This is a genomic window from Nocardia sp. BSTN01 (genome assembly GCF_015354405.1).
Classification (GTDB): Bacteria; Actinomycetota; Actinomycetes; order Mycobacteriales; family Mycobacteriaceae; genus Nocardia.
Genome location: NZ_JADKYP010000062.1, coordinates 1 through 20,919 on the forward strand (window position 1 = coordinate 1; position 20,919 = coordinate 20,919).

The 20,919-nt window shown below is 66.5% G+C and carries 20 protein-coding genes and 3 pseudogenes; 11 read left to right on the plus strand and 12 right to left on the minus strand.

Going from position 1 to position 20,919, the window contains the following annotated elements; genetic code table 11:
* The 6 genes and pseudogenes from IRT45_RS30925 to IRT45_RS30950 all read right to left on the minus strand — a co-directional run.
* Nucleotides 1–403 (minus strand): annotated as a pseudogene (locus tag IRT45_RS30925) (phosphoglycerate dehydrogenase); the annotation flags it as partial.
* Between the two features lie 235 nt (nt 404–638).
* Complete coding sequence (locus IRT45_RS30930) at nt 639–842, minus strand: cold-shock protein (RefSeq protein WP_025351824.1); 204 nt, start codon at nt 840–842, stop codon at nt 639–641.
* A 547-nt stretch (nt 843–1,389) separates the two neighbouring features.
* Nucleotides 1,390–1,626, minus strand: coding sequence for a cold shock domain-containing protein (locus tag IRT45_RS30935; RefSeq protein ID WP_194809344.1), 237 nt, complete (start codon nt 1,624–1,626; stop codon nt 1,390–1,392).
* A gap of 97 nt (nt 1,627–1,723) precedes the next feature.
* A complete protein-coding gene (locus tag IRT45_RS30940; RefSeq protein WP_194809345.1) occupies nt 1,724–2,542 on the minus strand; it encodes an ATP-binding cassette domain-containing protein in 819 nt (272 codons plus the stop codon).
* Entirely contained in the window at nt 2,539–3,588 is a 1,050-nt protein-coding gene (locus IRT45_RS30945; RefSeq protein ID WP_194809346.1) for an ABC transporter permease, read from the minus strand. The genes IRT45_RS30940 and IRT45_RS30945 overlap by 4 nt, the downstream gene beginning before the upstream one ends.
* 13 nt (nt 3,589–3,601) lie before the next feature.
* Entirely contained in the window at nt 3,602–4,633 is a 1,032-nt protein-coding gene (locus IRT45_RS30950; protein ID WP_228535595.1) for a sugar ABC transporter substrate-binding protein, read from the minus strand.
* Nucleotides 4,634–4,782: 149 nt separating this feature from the next.
* Between IRT45_RS30950 and IRT45_RS30955 the strand changes: the two genes are divergently transcribed.
* The 5 genes from IRT45_RS30955 to IRT45_RS30975 all read left to right on the plus strand — a co-directional run bounded on the left by IRT45_RS30955 (nt 4,783) and on the right by IRT45_RS30975 (nt 7,613).
* Complete coding sequence (locus IRT45_RS30955; protein WP_194809347.1) at nt 4,783–5,274, plus strand: MarR family winged helix-turn-helix transcriptional regulator; 492 nt, start codon at nt 4,783–4,785, stop codon at nt 5,272–5,274.
* A gap of 94 nt (nt 5,275–5,368) precedes the next feature.
* Complete coding sequence (locus IRT45_RS30960) at nt 5,369–5,929, plus strand: carboxymuconolactone decarboxylase family protein (RefSeq protein WP_194809348.1); 561 nt, start codon at nt 5,369–5,371, stop codon at nt 5,927–5,929.
* Between the two features lie 80 nt (nt 5,930–6,009).
* Nucleotides 6,010–6,657 carry a dihydrofolate reductase family protein gene (locus IRT45_RS30965; protein ID WP_194809349.1) on the plus strand — a complete coding sequence of 216 codons (648 nt, stop codon included), beginning with the start codon at nt 6,010–6,012 and terminating at the stop codon, nt 6,655–6,657.
* A gap of 212 nt (nt 6,658–6,869) precedes the next feature.
* On the plus strand, nt 6,870–7,145 hold the full coding sequence (locus IRT45_RS30970) for a hypothetical protein (protein ID WP_194809350.1): 276 nt from the start codon (nt 6,870–6,872) through the stop codon (nt 7,143–7,145).
* A gap of 138 nt (nt 7,146–7,283) precedes the next feature.
* Nucleotides 7,284–7,613, plus strand: a complete 330-nt coding sequence (locus IRT45_RS30975) for a hypothetical protein (protein WP_194809351.1) — start codon at nt 7,284–7,286, stop codon at nt 7,611–7,613.
* A 67-nt stretch (nt 7,614–7,680) separates the two neighbouring features.
* On the opposite strand, the gene IRT45_RS30980 is transcribed toward IRT45_RS30975, so the two are convergent.
* Nucleotides 7,681–8,427 carry a TetR/AcrR family transcriptional regulator gene (locus IRT45_RS30980; RefSeq protein WP_194809352.1) on the minus strand — a complete coding sequence of 249 codons (747 nt, stop codon included), beginning with the start codon at nt 8,425–8,427 and terminating at the stop codon, nt 7,681–7,683.
* Nucleotides 8,428–8,527: 100 nt separating this feature from the next.
* Here IRT45_RS30980 and IRT45_RS30985 point away from each other — a divergent pair, with 100 nt between their 5' ends.
* The gene (locus IRT45_RS30985) at nt 8,528–9,208 is read left to right on the plus strand and encodes a hypothetical protein (protein ID WP_228535597.1); all 681 of its coding nucleotides are present in this window, start codon (nt 8,528–8,530) and stop codon (nt 9,206–9,208) included.
* Between the two features lie 58 nt (nt 9,209–9,266).
* On the opposite strand, the gene IRT45_RS30990 is transcribed toward IRT45_RS30985, so the two are convergent.
* Nucleotides 9,267–10,166 carry a LysR family transcriptional regulator ArgP gene (locus IRT45_RS30990; RefSeq protein WP_194809370.1) on the minus strand — a complete coding sequence of 300 codons (900 nt, stop codon included), beginning with the start codon at nt 10,164–10,166 and terminating at the stop codon, nt 9,267–9,269.
* 82 nt (nt 10,167–10,248) lie between these two features.
* On the opposite strand from IRT45_RS30990, the pseudogene IRT45_RS37265 reads away from it, so the two are divergent.
* Together IRT45_RS37265 and IRT45_RS31000 are read left to right on the plus strand one after the other, a co-directional pair.
* Nucleotides 10,249–10,845, plus strand: a pseudogene (locus IRT45_RS37265) (LysE/ArgO family amino acid transporter); the annotation flags it as partial.
* A gap of 615 nt (nt 10,846–11,460) precedes the next feature.
* Nucleotides 11,461–12,978 (plus strand): HNH endonuclease signature motif containing protein, encoded by a 1,518-nt coding sequence (locus IRT45_RS31000; protein ID WP_194809354.1) that lies wholly within the window; start codon nt 11,461–11,463, stop codon nt 12,976–12,978.
* Nucleotides 12,979–13,361: 383 nt separating this feature from the next.
* On the opposite strand, the gene IRT45_RS31005 is transcribed toward IRT45_RS31000, so the two are convergent.
* Nucleotides 13,362–13,652 (minus strand): hypothetical protein, encoded by a 291-nt coding sequence (locus IRT45_RS31005; protein ID WP_194809355.1) that lies wholly within the window; start codon nt 13,650–13,652, stop codon nt 13,362–13,364.
* 378 nt (nt 13,653–14,030) lie between these two features.
* On the opposite strand from IRT45_RS31005, the pseudogene IRT45_RS38120 reads away from it, so the two are divergent.
* From IRT45_RS38120 to IRT45_RS31015, 3 genes and pseudogenes are all read left to right on the plus strand, one after another.
* Nucleotides 14,031–14,108 (plus strand): annotated as a pseudogene (locus IRT45_RS38120) (hypothetical protein); the annotation flags it as partial.
* Nucleotides 14,109–14,159: 51 nt separating this feature from the next.
* Nucleotides 14,160–14,486 carry a hypothetical protein gene (locus IRT45_RS31010; RefSeq protein WP_228535599.1) on the plus strand — a complete coding sequence of 109 codons (327 nt, stop codon included), beginning with the start codon at nt 14,160–14,162 and terminating at the stop codon, nt 14,484–14,486.
* Nucleotides 14,483–15,175, plus strand: coding sequence for a hypothetical protein (locus IRT45_RS31015; RefSeq protein WP_194809356.1), 693 nt, complete (start codon nt 14,483–14,485; stop codon nt 15,173–15,175). The genes IRT45_RS31010 and IRT45_RS31015 overlap by 4 nt, the downstream gene beginning before the upstream one ends.
* Here IRT45_RS31015 and IRT45_RS31020 read toward each other — a convergent pair.
* The 3 genes from IRT45_RS31020 to IRT45_RS31030 form a co-directional block, all read right to left on the minus strand.
* On the minus strand, nt 15,143–15,781 hold the full coding sequence (locus IRT45_RS31020) for an HAD family hydrolase (RefSeq protein ID WP_194809357.1): 639 nt from the start codon (nt 15,779–15,781) through the stop codon (nt 15,143–15,145). The two genes, IRT45_RS31015 and IRT45_RS31020, sit on opposite strands and share 33 nt — an antisense overlap.
* Nucleotides 15,782–15,960: 179 nt before the next feature.
* The gene (drmB, locus tag IRT45_RS31025) at nt 15,961–17,691 is read right to left on the minus strand and encodes a DUF1998 domain-containing protein (protein ID WP_194809358.1); all 1,731 of its coding nucleotides are present in this window, start codon (nt 17,689–17,691) and stop codon (nt 15,961–15,963) included.
* Nucleotides 17,688–20,900, minus strand: coding sequence for a helicase-related protein (locus tag IRT45_RS31030; RefSeq protein ID WP_228535601.1), 3,213 nt, complete (start codon nt 20,898–20,900; stop codon nt 17,688–17,690). Before IRT45_RS31030 ends, drmB begins: the two co-directional genes overlap by 4 nt.
* Nucleotides 20,901–20,919: the final 19 nt, after the last annotated feature.

The window sequence follows — 20,919 nt, forward strand, 5'->3', positions numbered from 1 at the left end:
TGCGCTGCCAGGTGTGCTCGCGCAGGGTGGCGTCGGCGGCCGGGATCTGGCGGGCGGCCGAGAGCAGCAGGGTGACGGCATGCTCGGCGGCGGTGTGGATGTTGGAGGTCGGCGCGTTGACGACCATGACACCGCGCTCGGTGGCCGCGGGCACGTCGACGTTGTCGAGGCCGACGCCGGCGCGGGCGACGATCTTGAGGTTCTTACCGGCCTCGAGCACCTCGGCGTCGACGGTGGTGGCCGAACGGACCAGCAGCGCGTCGGCCTCGGGCACGGCGGCCAGCAGCTCGGGTCGATTGGGGCCGTCGACCCAGCGAACCTCGACACCGTCACCGAGCGCATCGACGGTCGACTGGGCGAGCTTGTCGGCGATCAGAACAACAGGACGGCCATTTTGGCTCACTGTGGGGCACTCCTGGGGAAAGAGGTCGGCATTTACCGCGGATCAGCTTAATGGTCGCGCTTCGGCGCCGGTGTACCGCCCGGTAGGCAGGCGCCCTCACACCGAGTCCGGACCTCCGCCGCACCACATGCGGGCCCGGACGCGGAAGGGCCCCGCATCTCGAAAGATGCGGGGCCCCACTGTAAGTCGCGGACAGTTCACGCTACGTAAAGTGGCGCGCAGTCAGCGGACTCGATCAGATAACGCTGACGTTCTGAGCCTGCGGACCCTTCTGGCCCTGCCCGATCTCGAACTCCACGCGCTGCCCCTCGTCGAGGGACCGGAATCCACTACCGCTCACAGCCGAGTAGTGCACGAACACATCGGGACCACCGTCATCCTGAGCGATGAACCCGAAGCCCTTCTCGCTGTTGAACCACTTCACTACGCCTTGCGCCATTTCATACCTTCTGTAGACGAGCCGAACCGACCAACTTCACGATCGGGCCGGTCTCGATGTTCAAGCCTGCCACGGACCGCGCCCTCGCGCCACCACAGCGGTCCTCCCGCAGGCTGGAAACCGCGCCCGAACCGGAAATATCGCTTTTCGAGCGGTGCTCGCCGTGATTGTCCCGTGATAGCGCGGACGCCGCCGCTCGTCGCGCCGCCGCGGGCGCCCGGAATCGTGTGAGCGGGGCCGTTCGGCCAGAGAAATGGGTCGACCCCGGACACCACGGTCCGGGGTCGACCCGAGGTCGCGTCGAGCGACCGAAATCAGTGATCAGCCACTGAAAGAGCCGGTCCACAGGGTGTTGACCAGGCCGTGGAAGGCCGCACCCAGGGTGTCGAACAGGCCGTTCACAGCAGCACTACCGGTGTCGATGATAACGGGGATCATAAATACCTCTTCGTTGTTTCAATTCAGTCGTACAAACTGACGATCAACATATCGAGGGCCCATAAAGGCGCGTTAACCCGATTTCCGGAAAAGTGATCTGCCCGACAGGTCACAGTTTGTGTGGGTCGGGCCACAGTCGGCGCATCGGCTCGATTCGGACGCCCTCGGCTTCCGGGCCCGCCTTGGTATGGCGTACGTCGAACTGGACCCGCTGGCCCTGGACCAATCGCCGGAAACCGTCGCCGTGAACCTCGGTGTATTCGACGAAAACTTCGGCTCCGCCGCCATCCGGAATTATGAAACCGAAGCCTTTCTCACTGTCGAACCACTTCACCGTGCCGTGCAACTACGCTTCTCACTCACTTCTCGACGTCGGGCCAGGCAGAGGGTAACCGGACCCCCACCGTCCGTCCACCGCTGGCGGCCGTCTCGCCCACCGGCGCTCACTCGGCCGGCGGACGACGCAATTCATGTTGCAGCGCTTCCAGTTCCGCGCCGCCGGCCATCTGCCGGGTGAGTTCGGGAAGATCGATCTGCGACTTGTCGTAGCCGCCGAGTGCGCGGCCCCGCCGCAGCAGCAGGAATCGGTCGCCGACGGGGTACGCGTGATGCGGGTTGTGCGTGATCAGCACGACTCCGAGACCGCGATCCCGGGCCTGCGCGACGTAGCGCAGCACCACGCCGGACTGCTTGACGCCGAGCGCGGCGGTCGGTTCGTCGAGAATGAGGACCTTCGCGCCGTAGTGGACCGCGCGGGCGATCGCGACACATTGGCGCTGCCCACCCGACAGCGTGCCGACGGGCTGTTCCAGATCGCGAATCTCGATTCCCATGTCCGACAACGCCGTCCGCGTGATGTCGCGCGCGGTCGCACGGTCCAGCAGACGAAGGGGTCCGGCGCCCCTGGTCGGTTCCGAACCGAGGACGAAATTGCGCCACACGCTCATCAGCGGCACGACCGCCAGGTCCTGGTAGACGGTGGCGATGCCGAGGTCCAACGCCTCGCGTGGCGAGGAGAACCGGGTCGGTTCACCGTCGATGCGCAGCTCACCGGTGTCGTGGCGGTGAACGCCGGCGAGAATCTTGATCAGCGTCGACTTCCCGGCGCCGTTGTCGCCGAGCACGCAGGTGACCTCCCCTGCCCGGACGACCATCGAGATGTCGGCGAGGGCGACGACGCCGCCGTAGCTCTTTCCGATGCCGACCGTTTCGATCAGCGGCGCGGAGGCGGGCCGAGCGGCTTCGCTGTGCTCCGTAGTCATCGGCGCAACCTTTCCGCGCGCTTGGCGAAGGCGTTGTTGACCAGTACCGCGGCGAGCAGCAGTACACCGAGGAACAGCATGAACCAGTCGCTGTCCCAGCGTGCGAACACGATTCCCTGCCGGGCCATGCCGAAGATCAGCGCGCCGATGGCCGCGCCCAGCACCGATCCGAATCCGCCGGTGAGCAGGCAGCCACCGACGACCGCGGCGATGATGTACTGAAATTCCAGTCCCACACCCTGATTCGCCTGCACGCTCGCGAACCGCAGCAGATTGCACGAGCCGACGATCCAGCCCGCGAAGGCGGTGCCCATGAACAGCAGGATCTTGGTCCGCGCCGCCGGTACGCCGACCGCACGAGCGCTGGGCAGCGAACCGCCGACCGCGTAGATCCAGTTGCCGAAGCGGGTGCGCACCAGCACGAGCGTCGCCACCGCGGTGACCGCGATCCACCACAGCACCGAGGCCTGGATGCGGGCGTCACCGAGATTCGTCGTCGCCGCGAAAACCCAGCCGGCCGAGGCGTATCCGGGCGCCGACCGGATGCCCGACACCTGCACGGTTCCCGTGACCAGCCGGGTGACGCCGAGGTTGAGACCTTGCAGAGCCAGGAACGTGCCCAGGGTGACGATGAAGCTGGGCAGGCCCGTTCGCATGACCACCCATCCGTTCAGCGCGCCGACCGCGAGGGCGAAGAGCAGCGAGACACCCAGCGCGAACCACACGTTCCATCCCGCGTGCACCGCGAGCATGGCGGTCACCAACGCCGTCGACGCGGTCATCACGCCCGCGGACAGGTCGAATTCGCCGCCGATCATCAGTAGTGCCACCGCGACGGCCATGATGCCGAGTGTCGAGGCGTCGTCGAGCCAGGTGGCCACGCCGAGGGGACTGAGGAACCGATCGGTGATCACGGCGAAGAAGACGAAAACCATCAGCGCGCCCAGACCGGCGCCGATCTCGGGCCGGACGATCAGCCGGTTGAGTAGAGACGGCTTGATCGCGGCGGGTGCGGTGGATTCGGAAACCGTTGCGGTGTCGGTCATGACAGCTCCCTGCTCAGCGCGTGCCCTGCGCCACCAGGGCGGCGATGGCGTCGACGTTGTTCTTGTCCACGAAGGCCGGCCCGGTCTGCACCGGCATCCCGCCACCGACCGTGTTGAGATTGCGCCGATACAGCTGGAGCATCACCACCGGCAGATATCCCTGTTCGTACTGTTGTTGATCGACCGCGAAGAGCAGGGTCCCGGCCCGAATCGCGTCCACCACATCGGAATTGAGGTCGAAGGTGGCGACGGCGGCGCGGGAGTGGGATTCGCGGACCCCGTCGACGGCGCGGGCGGCGATCTGCGAATTGAGGGTCAGCACGGCGTCGATCGAGCGATCGGCCTCGAGGGCTCCCTTGATCCGCGACTGCGCATCGGCCGGATTGTTGATGTCGACCTGCAGGGTGGTGGCGTTGCCGCCGAATCCGTCGATCGCGCCGGCGCAGCGGTCGTTGGCGCCGATATTGCCGGCCTCGTGAATGACGCAGAGCATCCTGGTCTTGCCGGCATCGCGCAGGCGCTTGCCGGCAGCCGCCCCGGCCTGGCGCTCACTCTGCCCGACGTGCCCGATCGCGCCGGCGGCCACACTGTCGGCTTCACCGGAATTGATCGTGACGACCGGAATTCCCGCCGCGACGGCGTGCTCGATGGACGGGCGCAGCGCTTGCGGATTGGCCATCGAGACGACGAGGCCGTCCACATGCTGGGCGACCGCGTTGTCCACCAGCTTGGCCTGCTCCCCCGGGTCGCCCGACGAGTTGTAGTCGACCCGGATTCCCAGATCCTTCCCGGCCGCCTCGGCACCGTTCTTCACCACATTCCAGAACGCGTCGCCCGGGCTGCCGTGCGTGACCACGGCGACCGAGCCCAGCGGAGCGGTCGAAACCGTTGCGGGAGCGTGTGATTCGGTAACGTCGGCGCCGGGACCACTGCACGCCGCCAGCATCGCGGTGAGAGCCAGCCACGGCGCGAGCCGAGGCACGATGCCGCGACGACGTCGCGGCGCGCGAGGTTGGTCGAGAATCCGGTGTGGCCGTGTGGTCATCGCGCCTCCGGGCATTCGACAGAACAAGGCGTGCCCGTTTCCGAGCACTCCAGGTGTATTGAACACCACCCGACCGGCCGCGACCGCTGACACGCGCCCACGGGCGGCGCCGGCGTATCCGTCTCCGCTGCTGGACTACCCTCGTCAACATGGTTGTCGGAAAGCGCGGGAGGGCCCCGATCGACAGCCCCGGATTCGAGCTGCCGTTGCTGCTGTTCGCGGGGTTCCGCTCGCTCATCGACGAATTGCACGCCGAACTGGCGCAGCAGGGACATCCCGACATGCGCCCGGCCCACGGATTCGCGATGCAGGCGATCGGTATGCAGGGCGCGACGGCCAGCGATATCGGCCGCAAGCTGGGCGTATCCAAACAGGCGGCGGGTAAGACGGTCGAGCGGCTGACCGCGCTGGGTTATGCCGAACGCGTCGAGGATCCCGAGGACGCCCGTCGCAAGATCGTCTGCCTGACCCCGCGCGGGATCGACGCGCTCCGGCAGTCGGCCGAAATCTTCGAGCGACTGCGACGCCGCTGGGTAAAGGAGCTCGGCGCCCAGCGCGTGCGGGATATGGAGTCCGCGTTGCGCACGATGGTCCCGCCGGAATCGTTCCGGCTCGATGTCGCAGGATGGTTCGGAGGCTGACCCGCTCCGTCCCAGCGATCCCGAGGCTTGCCCTATTCGACAACCAGATTTACTGTTTAGACAACTTGGTTGTCTACCTCGAACGGATCGCCCCATGCATTTCCCCACTCACACCCCCGACTCCGCACCCGCCGCGGCCCGTCGCACGATGACCGCGACCGCCGCGCACTTCGGCTACCTCCCCGCCGCGGTGGGAAAATTGGCGACGTCACCACGACTGCTCGACGGATTCATGAAACTCAACGGCCTGTTCGAAGGCGGCACACTCGACGAACTGTCGCGCGAAGTACTGGTCATGACGATCGCCACACGCAACGAATGCCACCTGTGCGTCGCCATGCACACCGCGAAGCTGACCGCGATCGGCGCCGACCCGGAACTGGTCGCCGCATTGCGTGACCAGCGCCCCCTCCCCGACCGCCGCCTGGCCGCACTCCAGGAATTCACCCTCACCGTCGTCGAAACCGCCGGCAACGTCCCCGACGAGCGTGCGAGCGATTTCCTGTCCCACGGCTACACCCCCGAACAGGCCCTCGAGGTGGTGCTGGGCATCGGCACCTACACGCTGTCCACACTGGGCAATCGACTCACCGCGGCGCCGTTGGATCCCACCCTGACCGCATTCGCCTGGTCGGCGGGGCAGCACACGACGTGACAACTGATTGCAATTCGAAAGCACCATTGTTAGTGTGCTGAGCAATTGCAAAAAGCAAGCACTCCGTGAGAGGACCCGCCATGCCCCGTCTCCGCGTCCACAATTTCTCGATCTCGCTGGACGGGTACGTCGCGGGTCCCGGCCAAGGTCCCGATCATCCGCTCGGTGTCGGCGGTGAGCGCCTGCACGAATGGGTTTTCGCCACCCGCTTCGGCCGGCGGATGATCGGCCAGGACGGCGGCAGCACCGGCATCGACGACGAATACCTCGCCGCCGGTGAAACCAATATCGGCGCGACCATCATGGGCCGCAACATGTTCGGGCCCGTGCGCGGGGAATGGCCCGACCATTTCTGGACCGGCTGGTGGGGCTCCAACCCGCCCTACCACCACCCGGTCTTCGTGCTCACCCACCACCCGCGCCCGTCGCTCGAGATGGACGGCGGCACCACCTTTCATTTCGTCGACGGCACTTCCGACAATGTTCTCGAACAAGCCTTCTCCGCCGCCGGCGGCAAGGACGTCCGCCTCGGCGGCGGAGCCGCGACCGTCCGCCGCTTCCTCCGCGCCGGCCTCGTCGACGACCTCCACTTGGCCCTCGTCCCCACCCTTCTCGGCACGGGCGAGCGCCTCTACGACGACCTCGGCGCCCTTCCCGGCTACGCCGTTGCCCCCGCCCGTCCGGGCGACAACGTCACCCATATTCACCTCTCGAAAGTGGCCGCCTGACCGGACGGAGCGGCGTTTGACCTCAACCGCACTCGAGCTCTTAGCGTGGCGGCATGACTGTCACCGCAGCTCGCATATCGATCCCGCGAATCCGGACGGCGAGGCGCGGGATGTGAGCTGAGCCTCTTCTCAGCCCTGGGCGTATCGCGGCCGTGACGTTCGCGCCGAAATCGGCGAGGGTTGCGGGACAGGCGAGTTGAAAGGGGCTGGTCGTGTTCGCGACTGCCGCATCCGTCCGGGTACGCCGAATCCTGGCGAGGACGGCGATAGCGGGACTGATCCTGATCGGGATGGTCACCGCGACCGCCGGGCAAGGTTCGGCGCAGGCGCCGGCGAGCGAGCCGAGTTCGGTCGGCTGGTACTACCCGGAAGTGACACCGTTCGATCCGATACCGCTGGACTACCTGTACGGCTGGAATTCGTGGTATCGGCCGTACTACTCCTGGTATAGGCCCGTTTACCCGCCGGGGTGGTTCGGCAGCAGCTGACTCGCAGGACTCAGGGGCAACCCCGAGTTCCCGTCATCCCCGCGGCCGATTCGGCCCTGAACCTCGTGCCGCCACCCGTGACGCGGTGTCCGATTCGCGAGAGACTGCGTTCGGTGTAACTGATTGGAAGGATTCACCGTGATTGCCAGAACCGAACATCGCACCAAGCGCACGGCGGCGCGCATCGCCGTCGCCGGCGCCATCGTCGCGGCGCCGCTTGCCGCGCTTGCCATTCCGGCCCAGGCCGACGTGGTGAGCGCCCCGGCGGCCACCGACATCGCGCACCCGGGTCACGGGCACGGCCCGTGGGACGGCCGCGGCGACTGGGACCGGCGCGGAGGCTGGGACCACCGCGGCGACTGGGATCGCCACCACCGCGGCAACGACTGCAACCCGTGGGACCGGCACGGCAACGGCTGGAACGGTTTCCGCCAGGTCGTTCCTCCGGGCTGGTTCGGCAGCAGCTGATCCGACGCTGCTCACGGCCCGGCGCCTCCACGGCACCGGGCCGCTTGTCGTCGGTAGCGACGGGCGCTCAACCGGCCGCGGCTATCGTCGCCGCCACGCCGTCGAGGATCAGGTCGAGGCCGAAAGCGAAGTCCGAGTCGGGTTCCGCCTCGGCGGGTTCGATGGCGTCGAACAGTCCCGAGGCCAGCAGTGCGGCCATATCCGGCAGCCGCTCTCGATCCACCAGCGCACGCAGATGACGGCTGTAGTCGTGCAGGGCGCCGGCGGGGTCGAGTTCGGCTGCCGCCATGGCGTGTTCGAGTTGGCGGGCGGTGACGAACGCCTCACGGACGTATCCGCTGACCACCATGATGACTTCGACCTTCGCCGGCCAGTCCAGGGACGTTTCCCGCACTGCGCGCAGCCCCGCGTCCATCCAGGCCACGGTATTCGGCCCACTCGGCGGCCCGGTGACCGGCAACTGGGTCAGCCAGGGGCGGGCGCGATGTACGTCGAGTTGTGCGAGTGCCCAGGCGCGCAGCATCGAACGCCATGAGCCGCTGGGCAATTCGGGTGGCGCACCCATGCCGGCATCGGACATCAGGACCAGTAGTTCGTCCTTCGATCCGATGTGACGATAGAGCGACATCGGCGTAACACCGAGAGCCGCAGCGATTTTCGGCAGTGTCGCGGCGGCGAGGCCGTCGCGGTCGGCCAGCTCGACCGCCGTCGTGACCACCCGATCGACATCGAGTGCGGCCGGACGGCCCAGTTTGGCGTCCACCGGCAACCGCCAGAGCCGGGCCAGATGGTCGGGTACCTCCCGATCGGTCATCAGCACACATCCCGTCGTCGACAATTCTTGCTCCGGGAGTTTAGTATGGTCGATATAGTATAAGGCATATACTTACTGTCGCCGATCGGAAGGACGATCCGTGCACACCGAAACCCTCCGCCGCACCGCGGGTATCGCCGCGGTCTGCGGCGCCGCGCTCATGCTCGTCGAACTGCCGCTCTACTTCGTCTACGAGGGCCCGCCCCCGGACTGGAACATCCTGACCCGAGGCCTGATCGGCCTTGCCGGACTCCTCGGGGTGGTGGTGTTCATGTCGGCCTTCGGGCAGCTGGTGAAGGCCGCGGACCGACGCTACGAATGGCTCGGTTCACTGGCCTCGACCGCCGGTTTGATGTGGGCCACAGTCGCTTTCGTCTCCATGGGCCTCGAGATCGGCGCCACGATCCAGGCGCCGGAGCCGATCGATCCCACTGTCACCGTGTCCGGCACCTATGTGCTGTACGGAACGGTCAGCCGGCTCCTGACCGCCCTGTTCATGACCACGGCCGCTGTCACGATCCTGCGGACGCGGATTCTGCCCGCGTGGGCGGGGCGCTCGGCGGCGGTCCTGGCGGTGGTGAACGTGGCGTTCGCACCGTCGATGTTCTTCGGGAACACTCCGGCGAACTTCTACGCGGCGAACGGATGGGGCACTACCGCAACGGTTTCCGGTTTCACGATCATCTGGTTGCTCGCGGCGGGAATCGCGCTGCTAACCTCAGCGTCGCCGCGAGCGGTTCCCGGCAGTCCCCGAGCGATGACACCCCAGTTGATCGACTGACGACCGCCGATACACCCGGATCGGCTCTACATCGATATACGCTGCGGGAGACGCTTTTTCACTGCCGGAGATAGTCGGCCGCCGCAACACCGATCGTCTGCGCGACGAGCGCGAGGGCCGGTACATCCAACTTCCACTGCTGCCAGTAGAGCGGCACATCGACCCACTGCTCCGGCGCGAAATTCCGCAACGCGCCCGTCCGCAGCAGTGGGTCGGCGTGCGTTTCGGGCACCAGCCCCCACCCGAGCCCGGCGACGATGGTGTCGCGGAAACCTTCCGAGGTGGGTACGTAATGGCGGAGCCGGCTCGCACCTGCCTTACCGGAGGTGACAGTGCGGACATAGCGATCCTGCAATTCGTCCCGGCGATCGAAGACGATCACCGGCGCGTCGGAAAGCGACCGTTCCAGAGGTCCGGCCGCGAAATGACGCTCGACGAATTCCGGACTCGCGACCGGCAGGTACCGCGCCAGACCCAGCAGCCGTGCGGTACATCCGGTCACCGGCTCGGCCAGCGACGTCACCGCCGCCATCACCGTGCCCTCCCGCAGCAGTGCGGCGGTGTGGGATTCGTCCTCACGATGCAGGTCGAAGCAGACCGGCGGATCCTGCGGCACCCGCGACAGCGCGGGCAGAAACCAGGTCGCCAGCGAATCGGCGTTGACCGCGATCGACAGCGTGGTGGGCTCGGAATCGCCGGCGATTCCCAGCTCTCGTTGCGCCGCCTCCTGCAACGCGGCCAGTTGCCGCGCGAAACGTACGACCGCTCGGCCGGATTCGGTGGGCCGCACCGGTTTCGTGCGCATCAGCAGCACGCGGCCGGTGCGCTGTTCGAGTGCCTTGATGCGCTGGCTCACCGCCGAGGGCGTCAGATGCATCGCGGCCGCGGCGGCGTCGAATGTGCCCTCGTCCACGACGGCGAGCAGCGTGCGGACTTGATCAACCGGAAGCTCGGACATCACGATTGCTAATGATAGGTAAGGAAGTTTAGCTGTACTGATCTTGTCAAGACCCATACCGTCGGCCGCGGTGCACAGCGGTATCTTCTCGGCGGCTCTCGCCGGATTCGGCGCCGGCTTATCCCTGATCGTCGCGATCGGCGCGCAGAACGCCTTCGTGCTGCGCCAAGGCGCACGCAGGCAAGCCGTTGCGGCGGTGGTCGCCATCTGCGTCGGCTCCGACGCCATTCTGATCATGTGCGGTGTCGGCGGACTCGGCGCGCTGGTCAGTACCTATCCCGCCGCCCTGACCGTCGTCGGACTCGCCGGTGGCTGCTTTCTGATCGGCTGCGGCGCCGTCGCGGCCCGCCGCGCACTGCGCCCCGCCACCGCCGCCCTCGCGACCACCGGCGACGCCACCGCGTCCCTCCGCACCGCGATCCTGGTCTGCCTGGCGATGACCTGGCTCAACCCCCACGTCTACCTCGACACCGTACTGCTGCTCGGCTCGGTCGCCGCCGGCCACGGATCGCTGCGCTGGGCCTTCGGCGTCGGCGCGATGGTCGCGAGCGGGGTGTGGTTCGCCGGACTGGGATACGGGGCTCGGCTGCTCGCGCCGGTCCTGGCGCTGCCCGCGGCGTGGCGAGTGCTCGACGTCTTCGTGGCGGCGACGATGTTCGTGCTGGGGGTGGTGCTGATGATGCAGCTTGCTCGAGGAACGGGCCTCGCTTCGCCGAGCGGTGCGCTACTTGTGCCGCAGTACGCTCGATACATGAATTCCGAGGTGAAATCGGATGAGCTCGCGCGGGTGATCGCCGACTACGACCTCGCCCACCTCATCAGCATCGGCGACAATTCCCTTCCGCGCATCGTCCCGGTGCACCCGGTCCCGCACTCCGGTCGCCTGCACGTGACCGCGCCCGGCAGCCATACCCGGGACAACGTCGCGGCCCGCCCGGCGGTCAGTCTGGTGTGGGCGCCGCGCGAACCGACGGGTTACTCGTTGATCGTGGACGGTCTCGGCACGCTGGAAAACGACCGGCTCGTCATCGCCCCCACGCGAGCGATCCTGCACCGTGTCCTCGCGCCCGGGCAGGAATTCGGCGATGGCGGTTGCGGTAACGACTGCCGCGCGATTCCGCTCTGAGCAACGTCGCACTCGGCCGGGTTTGCTCAACACCCGGGCTTGTCCCGGTCTGCGCGGGTGAAATCTTCTGGGACACAATTCCTTTCGGTCATTTGTTCAGGAGGAGTTTCCGGGTTCGAACAGGTCGAAGGGGTGCACACCACCCCTCATTCTTGATAGAATTCGAACATGCATTCGAACGCCGGGGAGGACGCGGAGCAGGTTGCGGGACCGCTGCTCGCCGCGGTCGCCGAGCTGTTCGAACGATCGCTGACACCGCTGTCGGATGAGCAACTGACAGAAGCCATGCGGGATGTGGAGAGTTGCACGCGCCGACTAACCGCGATGCAGCATCGACTGCTGATCGAGGCCGAGGAGCGATCCCTGCCGTCACGCACCGGCGCGAAGACGGTCAAGCGGTTCCTGATGGAGACACTGCGCATCTCGAGCGCCGACGCGGGCAGCCGCGTGAATTCGGCGCGCTGGGTAGGAACGTTCCACGATCTCGACGGCGAGCTCCGCGACCCGCAATTGCCCCGCACCGCAGCCGCTTTGGCCCACGGCGAGATTTCCGCCGACCACGTCCGCGGGATCGCGCAGGTCATGAACCGAGTGCCGCGAGGCGTAGCCGACGCGGATCGCGAAGCCGCCGAACAACTGCTGGCGGAGTTCGCACGGTCCGGCTCACCGGACGACATCGGCAAGGTCGGCGACCGAATCCTGGCCTACCTGGATCCCGACGGCCGCCTCACCACCGAGCAGGACCGCGCCCGAATGCGAGGCATCGTCGTAGGCCGGCAACGCCCGGACGGCATGTCCCCCGTACGCGGCGACATCGACCCGGTGCTGCGCGCCCTACTGGACCCACTGCTGGCCAAGTACGCACGCCCCGGCGTCTGCAACCCGGACGACCCGAACAGCCCTGCCGTCGACATCGACACCGCCGACCCGGCGGCGCTGGCCGAGGCAGCCCGAGCCGATCACCGCAGCACCGCCCAGCGCAACCACGACGCACTCACCGCCATCCTGCGCTCCGGCCTGATCGCCGCAGACCTCGGCCGCCACCGCGGCATGCCGGTGACCACCGTGCTGACGATGAAACTCGAAGACCTGGAAAAAGATTCGGGCGCCGCGACCACAGCCACCGGCGGCATCGTCCCGATCCGCGAAGCGCTGCGCCTGGCCGAACGATCCCGCCCCTATCTGGCGATCTTCGACCACGCCGGACTCCCCCTGCACCTCGGCCGCATGAAACGACTCGCCTCCCCAACCCAGCGCCTGGCACTGATCGCCGCCCTCCGCGGCTGCTCCCGCCCCGGATGCGACGCCCCCGCCGGCCTCTGCGCCGCCCACCACATCCGCGACTACGCCAAAGGCGGCCCTACCGACATCACCAACCTCGTCCTGGCCTGCGACGCCTGCCACTCGTTGATCCACGACGGTCCGGGTGGCTGGAAAACCATTGCACAGGACGAGCTTTCCCCGTTCCCGGGTCGAACCGCATGGATCGCCCCCGAACACATCGACCCCAGCCGGACGCCGCGGATCAACCACCGTCACCACCCCGACGAACTACTGGCCGCGATACTCACGCGCATCCACCTGCGCGACGAACGCGAACGGGAGCAACGCCGCCGACACGATCGCGAACAACACCAGCGTTGGCTGCAATCGCGCTCGCGACCACCCGACACCAGCGCGGCCTGACCCCCGACCACCGGCCGGGGAAACTGCCGTGCGCGAAGCAGGTCGCTGACACTCACAACCGCCGGGATCGGTCCGGCCGCACCCGCCCGGCAGCCACCAGGGTCCTCATCGCCACCGCCTTCGCGGCGCACAAAGTGGGATCACATTCCAAGTGCAGCTGCATATCCTCGTGCGCCTCCACCACCGTCGGCACCGGCGACCGAGCGGCGTGCGTCAACGAGAACCACAGGATGTCAGGACGCACAACGGCTTTCACAGTGGGACAAGTGGCTTCACCGAACCTCCGACCGCCCCCGACATCCGGCCAAGCGCAGGAAACCCCGGCAACCGCCAACGAGGCCACACCGACAACCGTCACAACCGAGACGATCAACACCGACATCTCAATCACCGGGCTCGACCCGCGAATCACGCGAAGCAGAGGCCGGCTCCGACGAAATCGTGGGCCGCGCCCGCGCATAGGTAACCTCCGGCTCAACCGGCTCCACATCGCATGCCGCGCAGACAATCCGAAGCCGCTCCCCGAGATGCTCCACACTCGGAACCAAAACCGCCGCAACGTTGTACCCACCGATCCGATCGAGCAGCCGCATGATCGGATCATCGATATCCCCAGCCGTCCGAAACACCACCCGCACCAACGAGTACCCCAACTTCACCGCATGTGCGAGCACCCGCTGCTCATTCGCCGGCCACCCCGGCAACGTCCGGTCGATATACCCGAGCGCCCGAGGCGGCCCCTTCGGCAGCTCACCCGACGCCACATAAGCGGTAGGCAGCGTCATACCGGGCTCCCGATCGTCACAATGAGATACATTCGGCTCCTTCGGTTTTCGTTGGTAAGCACCCGCCGCCGAGGATCACCGCCGGTCGTGGATGGCGTCACAGATATCCGGACATCGACCCGGCGGCGGGGCCGATTCGAGCTTCACGGAGAAACGCCACCAACCGAAGGCATGGAACCGCTACGACGCCGCTACGCTGCAGGTACGGACCGTCGAGCCAAGCGAGGGGGATCGCAATGAGCGTGACGAAGACGGGAGGTACGCGCCCTGCGTACCGAGGCGCTGCGGATTACTCAGCGCGAATTCGCCGAGCGGCTGGGCTTCAGTGAAGCTGCCGTCCGGAAATGGGAAAGCCGTGGAGAGACAATCACTCTCGTTCGGCAGTTCGCAGAAGCCATGGACACCGTCTTTCGGCGTCTCGACCACAACCAAGCCGCTCGCTTCCACGACGCGCTGCTGACCCGTCCGCCTGTAGCCGGTGCGATAGACACTGCGGCAAAAGCAGTACAGATCCGCCTTCCTGATCTACGGAAGGCCCTCGACACTCAGGACGCCCCGCCCGATGGACCGATCCGTTCGCTCGATCTGCTGCACGCGGCTGTGACGTCGACAGTCCGCGATCGCCTCGATTCGAACTACCTCCGCCTCGCCATCGAGCTCCCGTCCCTGCTGGACGAACTACATCGAGCCCGCCTGTCTGCGGACTACTCCGAATTGATATGAATAGCCTTCTCGTCCAGGCTTACCGGGCGGCCGACGCGATCGCGGACAAGTATGGATTCGCGGATCTGTCCGCCCGCATCATCGGCATGATGGAGACCACCGCGCGGGACAGCGACGACCCGCTGCTCGCCGCGACGACCGCCTACGTCCGCACCGAACTCTTCTTCAACAACATGGACCTCGCGACCGGGCGGAAGCTACTCGAACGTGCAGCAGATCGAATCGACCCGTCCCAATCGTTCCGCGCGGCCGCAACCTACGGCTCGCTACACATGCGCGCCGCTGTCGTCGCCGGCTGCGAGTTCCACGCAGACACGGCCCAGGACCACATCGTGGAAGCAACACGCGCAGCGCAAATGGTCCCGGAATCGACCTATTTGGGTACAGCATTCGGCCGCTCGTCCGTCCGCATTCACCAGATCTCCCTCGGCGTCGAACTTGGTGACATCGGTGGGGCGCTCACAGCCGCTGAAAACGCCACCCGACGAAATCCCCGCCGAGCGTCGCTCGCACTTTCACATCGACCTCGCACGGGCACGCATGCAAGCTGGAGATCGGGACGGCGCCATGCAATCAATCCAGGCTGCCCGGTCCATCGCGCCCCAACACACCAACTGTCATCCGCGCGTGAAGGAAATACTTGCGCGCCTAAGTGTTTAGCCGATCGCTTCCACCAACTCGGTGAGTGAGCCGACAACCCAGTCGGCCTCCTCCGCCGCAATGACGTCGTCTGCCCACAGATATCCCCACGGCCCGCGCCGGATCAGGGCACACCGCAGGCCGGCACGACGAGCCGGGATCAGATCGTTGTCTCGGTGATCACCCACGTACAGGATCTCGTCCCGGCGGCCGGGCGCAAACTCGGCAACGCGGTCAAAGAACGAAGAGTCCGGCTTCGCAATTCCCCACTCCCCCGAGGTCGCTATCGCGTCACAGGGAAGATCGAGCGCGCGAAGCAACTCGGCCGCCCGCGCCGTCTGATTGCCGGCGATACCCACCCAAATCCCACGCTTCTGCAAGACCGACAACGCAGGTCGCACGTCGGGATAAAGATCCCGCTCCCCGATACGCTCCGCACACCCAGCTGGCTCACGAAGTCGCCGCTCACGATCGAGATCGAACCCCGGTCGGAAGTACTCAAACGTCTCGGCATTGTTGCGGCCGGCAGCCGTCAGCGCCCCGAGCACGGCCGAAAAGGTATGGCGCGGAACCCCGATCCAGTCGGCCCAAGCCCCAAACTCGCAGGTGTCGTCGATCAGGGTCTCGCCGACGTCGAAAACGACCGCGCGAATCAAGTTCCAACCTCCTGACGGTGGGCTGCCGACAGACCCGCTCAGATCCGCGGAAGGGCCTGGTGCACTCCTCGAGATCGACTGCGTCGCGGCGGATCCGGTGCACTGTCGACCTAGAGCATCCGCTCCGAGGACAGTGGGGGGCGAGCCGATCCGGCCCGGCATCTACCCCGGCGCATTATTCACGACTGTGCGACGAACGCGCTGAAGAGTCCTGCGAACTCCTCATCCTGTTGGTGCGTCCCGAACAGCAATGCGCGGTCGAGGTACGTGTTGTTCAGCTCGCACGAGGTCTCCGGCACCAGCACACATGCGTGACACGCGGCGAGGTTCAACGCGTCGGCCCCCGAGGCCTTCGACTCGATGCACACCGGGTCGGAGGAGCACCACGACAAGCGGACCAGCCCCTCGCGCAGCATGGTCGCGAACGTCTCGGGCGAGGCCTGCGAGGCCACGCCCCCGAGGCTGCCGGCCGAGTCCGAACTCGCCGTGTAGACGAGGATGCCCGCCATGTCGTCATCGACGTAGAGCCGCTCGCGCAGCGCCGATGCGGGGTACCCCGCATCCAACGAGAGCTGGTCGATCAGAACGTGTGCGAGGGTGTGGACCGCCACCTGGACGATGTCGACGGCTGGCGCCTCGCTGCGGCCGAAGACCTCGGCACGACGATCCGCCGCGGCCTGCAGCGAACATCGTCGGCCTGCGGCGAAGGGCTGCTTCGCCCAGTCCGCCAGCTTGTGCCGATCGAGTGCGAGGAAGACTCCCTCACCGATCACTTCGATTGCGGGAAGCCAGTTCCGGCTGTCAGCGGACAAAGTGCAGAGTCCCTCGGATCCCGGTTCGCGCGCCCCATCCAGTCGAGAGAACCCGAAGAGCGCCCGGACCTCGCGCAGCCGGGTGACCTTGCGGATCTCGGTGATCAGTCCCGGTACCGATGCGTCCTTCGCCATCGGCAGACAGACGAAGTCTGAGTCGATCCCAGTCTCCTCCTGACCGGAGATCAAAGCGGCGAACTCGTCACGGCGCAGGGCCTCCTCGCCGAGGTCGGACGCCTCCTCGGTCTCACGACGCCGCTCGATCTCGCGGGTGATGTTCTCGACGGAGAACCGTCCTTTCGACTTCTTCGCGAGGTTCTCGAGCATCTTGGCCGTGTAGGCCTCCGGGTCTCCCAGGAGCTCCCAGTGTCGATCGACGAACTTCGCCAGCGCCTCCGAGTACGGCGGGATCGAGATCGCCGAGCGCACTGCGGGGAACCAGACGTTCGACGCACCGCGCTGCAACACTCGCGGAACCAGCGAACAGTCTTCCGTCGCGTCGGGCCCCAACCACGGGCGTGCGCCCTGACAGGTCCCGAACTCGGCCAATGCCTTCGGCGCCACCGCACCGTCCAACGACTTCGGGCTCACCCCACAGCTGCACTCGAGCACCAGGTCTGCGAGCGAGGATGTGCGGCCGCGCGACTGCAGCTTCATCGCGTGCTTGGTCGCGGCCGGTGCCACAGTGCCCTTGTGGAGCCAACGGTAGTAGGGGAATTCATCGATGTGCCCCTTCGTGCAGGCGGTGATGAGCCTGAACGGCGAGAGCAGCGACTTCTCCTTGCACTGCGCACACTTCGCGACGTTCCAGTCCTTCGCTAGGTCATACAGCGAGCCGATCCGGCGGCACGAGGGACACACCTGGGTCACCGGGAATCGGATGACCGGGACGTCCCGCGGCGTGCCTGCCGGCGGCACCTTCAACTCGGCAACGCGCAGCGAACGGGCTAGGCGCGGCTCGCTGACGGTGTTCGCGCGCTGCTCGTTCCAGTAGTCGAGGCCCACGATCATGTAGCTCGTCGTCTCCGACGGGAAGAGCCCGCCGATCCCGTAGGTGCTGAGAAGTTGACCCCTGCGGGCCTTCGCTCCGGTCGTCATCGCTTCCTCTTCATTGGAATCGCGTAGAGCCCACTCTCGGCGTCGACCTCACGCATGCTCATCATCGTTGGCCAAGGAACGTCCTGCTGGGAGTACTCGATGTCCTCGTCGGTCAACGCGACCGACGGATCGACGAGCAACGAGGCTTCGAGGTTCTTCGCGTTGCTGTACCGCATGTTCGGCCGCGCCTCACCCGCCTCCGACCACACGTCCAACAACTCGTGCACCTGCTCGACCGTGCCCTCGCGCTCCTGCTCGGCATCCTCATCCAAAGGAACCGCCGGGTTCGTAAGCACCGCCTTCGCCCGCTCGCCGATGATGTCGGCGACCTTACACAGGTCGTCCCAGTTGTCGGCGGCGAGATACGCGGCGGTGTCCGGAGCGAGCTCCGGTACGAGCAACCGTGCGAGCGAGACCAGCACCCCGTGCAACCCGCGGTCGCGCGCCCTGGCCGCGAACGGCGTCGCGCTAGTAGCTTCGACCGCCCGGTACAGCGCCTGGTGATACGGGACGAAGCTCTCGTAGTGCGAGCGGTCTCGGGAACGGGCGGCATTGAAGATCGTGACCACGAGACCGGGGAACTTACGGCCCACGCGGCTGGTCGCCTGAATATATTCGGAGCTCGACTGCGGCTGTCCCATCACGGCCATGAGACCGAGCCGGTCGATATCGACACCTACCGAGATCATGTTCGTGGCCAGCACCACGTCGTCCGGTTTCCCCGTCGACAGCGCCACTTCGAGCTTCTTGAGGCGTTCGGGAATCTCCGATGACGGGACGCGGCTGGTCAGCTCATTGACCGGTTCGAGCTTTCTCGTCTCCGTGCCCTTCCTGTTGGCCACTACCTGCAGCCGTTCACGTACGTCGCCCTCGACCTGCAGATTCGCACTGCCGAGGACCCGTAGGCTGTTGAAGTAGCCGAGCAGTGTCCAGTAGGGGTCCCGCGTGTCGTCATCGCCGTCGATGTCCTTCGCCGCCTGTAGAAGAGCCGCGTAGACGCGCACCAGCAGGGTCGCGTGGCTCGACCCCGGCGACATGACGCCTACGTATTGGCGGGTGCCCTGCGTCTCGGGCGGTGCAGGCTCAGCGAAGAACGACTCGTCGGGGTTGATCCCAGGCGGTGGGAACTGTGCCGCGCTGCGTGCGAACACCGATCGGATCTGCTTCTCCGCCCGCCGGATCGTCGCCGTCGACGCGATCACCTTGGGCCGGCCGCGATCCGCTACTTCTTCGAGCGGGTCTGACGAGCATGCGGCGTCGACTGCGGTCTCGTACAGCCCAACCATCGAACCGAGCGGGCCCGAGATCAGGTGCAGTTCGTCCTGGATGATCAGGTTCGGCGGGTGTCCGATCCCGTCACGAGCGAAAAGCTTGCGGACGTCCTCCCGCCAAGCCATCGCCGCGAACTTGTCGACGGTACCGAGAATGAGTTCCGGTCGCGCCCGATAGACGTCCTCGTCGACGACATGGACCGGCAGACCATCCTTGAAGTCGCAGTCGGCCGTGCCGCAACGGATCTGAAGCTGCTCCTCCGGAGACCTCACAACCCGATAGTTGGCGTGGTCCATCATCGCGCCGCACCACGGACACTGTGTCAGCTGGACCGGGTTCTTCGACTGAAGCTCGCGGCCCGACGCCAGATCACGGAGCGACTTGCGAGCCTCCGCAAGCGTGTTCGGGGTGCCGCCCTGTCCCACCCACAGCCCGATCGAAAACGGCCGACTCCCGATGCCGGAGTCGCCCGTGCGCACCGTCTCGAGGGAGCACATCAACATCGTCGCCCGCTCGAACTGCTGAATCGTCAACAGCCGCAGGGTGTACCGCATGATCACGCCGACGCCCTGCGCCTCGGGATCGAGCAGTCGTCGGTGCAGGATGGAGAACGCGACAAGGCCCAGATACGCCTCCGTCTTGCCACCACCTGTCGGGAACCACAGCAGGTCCGCGATCTCGCGGTCCGGATGATGCCGGTCGACCAGCCCAGGGAGGTTCAGCAGGATGTAGGCGATCTGGAAGGGGTACCAACGGTCCCCCACCCCATCGCCCACCTCACCCTTCCCGCCGCTGCGGACCCAGTCCTGGCGTGCGCGTTGTAGCTGCATCGCCTGGTTCGCCAGCCGGAATGCGCGCATGCTGATCGGGTCCGACTCCAGCAGGTCGATCCCGGATTCGATCCGGCCCGCGGCAGTCCGGGCGTACTCGATATGGCGCCGAGCGGTGCCGAGCAGGGCGTCGCGCACATCGGCTTCACCTGAATCCAGGCCGCTCGCAAGCTGTTCGATCCACTCGCGGTAGCGCGTCGTCAACCCCCGCAGGCTCGCGACGACCTCCGTGTCCGTCGCGGTCGCCAGGAAAGACATCCGCAGGTCGACCGACTCGTCCAGGAGACCCGGGCGGGCGCGGGCGACCTCCAACGTCGGGAGGAATGTCGTCGCGACGCGATCCACGGCCTCCGAGTAGGTGCTCGTGTCCCAGTCCACGGCGCACCCGTGCCCGATCGCGAACGTCCGCTTGTTCCGATACAGCAACGCCGATGTGTCGAGGTCTTCGTCGCGTCCGACGTTCACGTGCCCGGAGCGGTCGACGATCGCCGGCACCGCAGTCGAGACGGTGAGCCCCACCTGGAACCACGCCTTGTCGTCCCGGAGCTCGCCTTTCACCGGCACACGCGTGTTCCGCAGCGCCATCGACACGGTGGTGACCCCATCACGCGGCGGCCGCACATACACGTACAACTCGAGACCGTCGGCGATCTCACCCGGACTGCGCACTCCCGGCTGCACGACGGACACCTTCACCGGCTTCAGGTTCAACGGAACGCGCCGCCAGTCGCTGGAACGGCCTCTCTTCTTGGTGTTTTCCATCGGCTCACCGTCGGCGTCGACGACCACGTAGCTCGCGCCTGCGACCAGGACCGAGACCTCGCTCGCGTCCGCGAGCCGGACGGAGAACGTCAAGCCCACCGAGGATGGGTACCGCATCAACGCCTGTGCGACCGGGCTGTCATCCGACGCAGACGAGTCTTCGGCGTCGGCACCGTCGGGTTCTGGGGTCTCCTGCTGCAGGCCATCACCCGGCCACAGTGTGCCGATGATGTAGCGATCGAGTGGCGCTTCGGAAATGATCTCGTGTTCTCCGTCGCCCGGGCCCACCACGTCTCGGGCCAGCTCTTCGACCATCTCGTTCCTGAAGCGGTACTTCTCGTCCAACGACGCCCCCTGAGCAGAG

Excerpts from the sequence above, each read along its gene's own strand:
- IRT45_RS30930 (WP_025351824.1), bottom strand. The coding sequence starts at position 842 with ATGGCGCAAGGCGTAGTGAAGTGGTTCAACAGCGAGAAGGGCTTCGGG.
- IRT45_RS30940 (WP_194809345.1), bottom strand. The coding sequence starts at position 2,542 with ATGACTACGGAGCACAGCGAAGCCGCTCGGCCCGCCTCCGCGCCGCTG.
- IRT45_RS30945 (WP_194809346.1), bottom strand. The coding sequence starts at position 3,588 with ATGACCGACACCGCAACGGTTTCCGAATCCACCGCACCCGCCGCGATC.
- IRT45_RS30950 (WP_228535595.1), bottom strand. The coding sequence starts at position 4,633 with ATGACCACACGGCCACACCGGATTCTCGACCAACCTCGCGCGCCGCGA.
- IRT45_RS30955 (WP_194809347.1), top strand. The coding sequence starts at position 4,783 with ATGGTTGTCGGAAAGCGCGGGAGGGCCCCGATCGACAGCCCCGGATTC.
- IRT45_RS30960 (WP_194809348.1), top strand. The coding sequence starts at position 5,369 with ATGCATTTCCCCACTCACACCCCCGACTCCGCACCCGCCGCGGCCCGT.
- IRT45_RS30965 (WP_194809349.1), top strand. The coding sequence starts at position 6,010 with ATGCCCCGTCTCCGCGTCCACAATTTCTCGATCTCGCTGGACGGGTAC.
- IRT45_RS30980 (WP_194809352.1), bottom strand. The coding sequence starts at position 8,427 with ATGACCGATCGGGAGGTACCCGACCATCTGGCCCGGCTCTGGCGGTTG.
- IRT45_RS30990 (WP_194809370.1), bottom strand. The coding sequence starts at position 10,166 with ATGTCCGAGCTTCCGGTTGATCAAGTCCGCACGCTGCTCGCCGTCGTG.
- IRT45_RS31000 (WP_194809354.1), top strand. The coding sequence starts at position 11,461 with ATGCATTCGAACGCCGGGGAGGACGCGGAGCAGGTTGCGGGACCGCTG.
- IRT45_RS31010 (WP_228535599.1), top strand. The coding sequence starts at position 14,160 with ATGGACACCGTCTTTCGGCGTCTCGACCACAACCAAGCCGCTCGCTTC.
- IRT45_RS31015 (WP_194809356.1), top strand. The coding sequence starts at position 14,483 with ATGAATAGCCTTCTCGTCCAGGCTTACCGGGCGGCCGACGCGATCGCG.
- drmB (WP_194809358.1), bottom strand. The coding sequence starts at position 17,691 with ATGACGACCGGAGCGAAGGCCCGCAGGGGTCAACTTCTCAGCACCTAC.